Annotated in this window: 4 protein-coding genes; 3 read left to right on the top strand and 1 reads right to left on the bottom strand. The window is 66.1% G+C overall.

Annotated features, from left to right (window positions below):
• Positions 1–57: 57 nt before the first annotated feature.
• The 3 genes from AC1DHX_RS20380 (at position 58) to AC1DHX_RS20370 (ending at position 2,658) form a co-directional block, all read left to right on the top strand.
• A complete protein-coding gene (locus tag AC1DHX_RS20380) occupies positions 58–870 on the top strand; it encodes an MBL fold metallo-hydrolase (RefSeq protein WP_476858711.1) in 813 nt (270 codons plus the stop codon).
• Positions 871–1,021: 151 nt separating this feature from the next.
• Complete coding sequence (locus tag AC1DHX_RS20375) at positions 1,022–2,047, top strand: NADPH:quinone reductase (RefSeq protein WP_476858712.1); 1,026 nt, start codon at positions 1,022–1,024, stop codon at positions 2,045–2,047.
• 62 nt (positions 2,048–2,109) lie between these two features.
• Positions 2,110–2,658 (top strand): TOPRIM nucleotidyl transferase/hydrolase domain-containing protein, encoded by a 549-nt coding sequence (locus AC1DHX_RS20370; protein ID WP_476858713.1) that lies wholly within the window; start codon positions 2,110–2,112, stop codon positions 2,656–2,658.
• A 53-nt stretch (positions 2,659–2,711) separates the two neighbouring features.
• Here AC1DHX_RS20370 and AC1DHX_RS20365 read toward each other — a convergent pair.
• Positions 2,712–3,852 (bottom strand): aldehyde dehydrogenase family protein (locus AC1DHX_RS20365; protein WP_476900432.1); only part of this gene is annotated, 1,141 nt, incomplete at its 5' end.

Below are 3,852 nucleotides of genomic sequence, written 5' to 3'. Positions count from 1 at the left end.
GGGCACGCTTACGGTGGGCAAGAGGAGCAGGACACAAGGCATTCGAAGGGACCCACCATGCTGATCTGCGCAACCTGCGCCGTGGAACGCGACGAACCTGCCCCGGACGTTTGCCCGATCTGCACCGACGAGCGGCAGTATGTACCCGAGGACGGACAAAAGTGGCTCACACTGGACGGGCTGGCGCAGGAGGACCAGCGAACGGTGTTGACGGAGAACGAGCCGGGCCTTGTCGGGATCCGGACAGAGCCAAAAGTCGGGATCGGCCAGACCGCCCAGCTTGTGGCGACACACGAGGGTTCGCTGTTGTGGGATCCGGTCGGATATGTCGACGACGGCGCTGCGAAGGCAGTGCTCGAGCGGGGCCCGGTCCTGGCGATCGCCGCCAGCCATCCACACATGTTCGGTGTGCAGGTCGAATGGTCGCATCGGCTCGGCGGCGTCCCCGTACTTGTGGCGGATGCAGACCGGCGATGGCTGGGGCGCAATGATCCGCTCATTAAATACTGGTCCGGCAGAAAACCTATCGCCGAAGGGTTGACCCTGCACCAGACCGGGGGCCATTTCCCGGGCAGCGCAGTGGTGCACTGGGCTGCAGGCGCCGGCGGCAAAGGAGTTTTGCTGACCGGTGACAGCGTGTATCCGAATCCAGACCGTCGCTCGATCGCCTTCATGCGCAGCTACCCTAACCACGTGCCGCTATCCGGCGCGGTGGCGGTGCGAATCGCCGCGCAGCTGGGAGAGCTCAACTTCGACCGGATCTACGGCAACTTCAACAATGTCATCGCGTCCGGCGCCAAGGCCGTTCTGCACGATTCCGCCCAACGGCACGCTGCTTGGGCGCGCGGCGACTTCGACCATTTGACCTGATCCGCCCATTTCCCCTTTTGCGTTAGCGTGGGATCAAGCGCCTCAATTGACGTCAGAGGTATCCGAGCCATCATGGCGACCAGGAGAACCCCCAGGTTCTCACGGCGCTCTCATCCCTTCCCCCTATGGAATCCGAAGAAGCGGAGTAACAGTGAAGGCCATCGTGTACGAAAAGACAGGGCCATCGTCCGTGATGACCCTCCAGGACAGGCCACTGCCGGTACCCGGACCGGGCCAGGTCAGAGTCCGGGTGGTGGTCTCCGGGGTCAATCCCACCGACTGGAAGTCCCGGGCCGCCGGCGGGAGCGGAAGCAGGCTGGAGGCACCAAAAGTGCCGAACCAGGATGGTGCCGGCGTTATCGACGAGCTTGGATCCGGCGTGCCGGGGCTGTCCGTCGGCGATCGTGTTTGGCTCTGGGACGTCGCCTGGGGCGGCACCGAGGGCACCGCCCAGGAGTACGTGGTGGTGCCGGCCGCGCAGGCCGTTGCCCTTCCAGAGATGGAGTCCTTCGACACGGGCGCATCCCTGGGGATCCCGGCACTGACGGCACATCGTGCACTGACCTCCAGCCAGGACGGCCCGGCCAGGCTTTCGCCGGGCGCCCTGGAAGGGCGGGTGGTGCTGGTCACCGGTGGCGCGGGTGCGGTCGGGCACGCGGCCATTCAGCTCGCCCGCTGGGCCGGGGCAACCGTCATCGCGACCGTGAGCGGGGAGCGGAAAGGTGAACTTGCCCGCCGGGCCGGCGCGCACAGTGTGATCAACTACCGCACTGCCGACGTCCCACAGGCCGTGCACGAGGCAGCCCCTGGAGGCGTTGACACGATCGTCGACGTCAATGCTCCGGCGAACATCGGCAATGACCTCAAGGTGGTGAAGCCGGGCGGAACCATTTCCATTTATGCTGCCAACCCCGGCGAATCCTTGGCCATTCCCATTCGCGAGAGCATGGGCAAGAACGTCCAATTCCAGTTCATCCTCACGTACACCGTGACGGAGCAGCAGAAGGCGGCGGCCGTCGCCGCCGTCGCCGATGCGCTGAAAGCGGGGGCATTGCGGGTCGGCGATGAGCACGGACTGCCCCTCACCCGCTTTCGACTCGAGGAAACCGCGGCAGCGCACGACGCCGTAGAACAAGGCTTCGTCGGGAAGGTCCTGGTCGACGTGTCCGCGGCCTGACCACCTTCTGCGTGTCCGGCGAGGAGCCCGCGACCAGACAATGCGTTCGGCATACTGGTTCCATGCAGGCGACGACGGTGTTGGTCGAGGGTGAGAGTGACCGGCTTGCGGTTGAGGCGCTGGCCTTCCGCCGTGGCCATGACCTGGCAGCCTTGCGGGTGTCGGTCGTGCCGATGGGAGGCGCGACCAGCATCGTCCACTTCCTCGACCGCTACGGACCGAATGGCGCAGGCCACCGGTTGTTGGGCCTGTGTGATGCAGGGGAATCCCGTGGCATCGCCCGCGCGCTCGGCCGGGCAGGTATCGGGCCCGGTTCGCTGGCCGAGCTTGGGTTCCACGTCTGTCACGCCGATCTGGAGGACGAACTCATCCGCTGTCTGGGGATCGATGCCGTGCTCAAAGTCATCGCCGCTCAAGGCGAGCTCGCGTCGTTCCGGCTCCTGCAACGCCAGCCGTCACTGCGAGAGCGGCCAATAACGGCGCAGTTGCGCCGGTTCTTCGGTGGACGCAGCGGCAACAAGGTCCGATACGCGCCACTGCTGGTCGACGCCTTGCCGGCCGGACAGGCGCCTCCGCCGCTCGCCCGCCTCGTTGCATCATTCCCGCTGTGATCCTGCCGCCCAAAGGATCGAATGCCTTCACCGTGTCGCGGGCATCCCGCTATCTACGTGCGGCGGTGGATGGACTTGTAGCTCAGGTACGCGTTCAGGCCTTCAATCCCGTACTCGGTGCCAAGGCCGGAATCGTGCCGGCCGCCAAAGGGGGCTGCATGGTTGGATGCGAAAAAGTTAATGCCCACGGAGCCTGTGTCCATCCGGTCGGCCGCGTTCAGAGCAGCCGCCGCGTCCTGCCCGAACACCAGACCGCCGAGCCCGAACTCGGTGTTGTTCGCCAGCGCGATGGCCGCGTCAACACTGCCATCGGCGTCGTCGTATTTTAGGATGCACAGGACCGGGCCGAAGATCTCCTCACGGGAGATCCGCATCTCCGGAGTGACGTCGGCGAAGACTGTGGGCTGCACGAAATAGCCGCCCTCAAGGCCACCRCCTARYGACGCMGCACGCCCCCCGGTGGTGACCCGCGCGCCGTCGGCCAGGCCCGACTCCACGTACTCCAGCACGGTCCGGTACTGGGACTCCGTTGCGCAAGGGCCGAACACAGTGTCCGCCTCGAGTGGATCACCCTGCTTTCCGGCCGCAATCGTGGCCGTGACCATCTCCACCACTTCGTCATAACGGCTCGCGGGCGCCAGGATCCGGGTCGAGATGTAGCAGGTCTGGCCGGTGTTGCGCATCGACGAGCGGATCAGCACCTTGGACATCGCGTCCAGATCCGCATCAGGGAGCACAATGGCGCTGGACTTCCCGCCCAGCTCCAGCGTGACCGGACGCAGCAGTTCCCCGCAGGCCGCGGCAATTTTCCGGCCCACCGGCGTCGATCCCGTGAACGCCACCTTATCGACGCCCGGGTGCTTCACCAGCTGATCCCCCAGCCGGCCGGAGCCGGTTACCAGGTTGACCACGCCCGCCGGAACCCCGGCCGCGGCGACGGCCTCGACAATCACCCGGATGGACAGCGGCGTGGGCGACGCCGGCTTGATCACCACGGTGCAGCCTGCCAGCAGAGCCGGCGCCAGTTTGATGACCACCAGGTTGATGGGGAAGTTCCACGGCGCGATCAGCGCGCAGACTCCCAGCGGGTCGCGCCGCACTACTGACTCGCCGCCGCCGCGCGGGAAGGGGCGGACATCCTCATGCTCAAGGTACTCGGCGAGGGTGGCGAAGTACCGGAAGATACCGGCCGCG

The organism is Arthrobacter sp. 05N33_2 (assembly GCF_056397425.1).
Note: the sequence above shows the minus strand (reverse complement) of the source record. Positions and strands in the feature narration are given on the sequence as shown.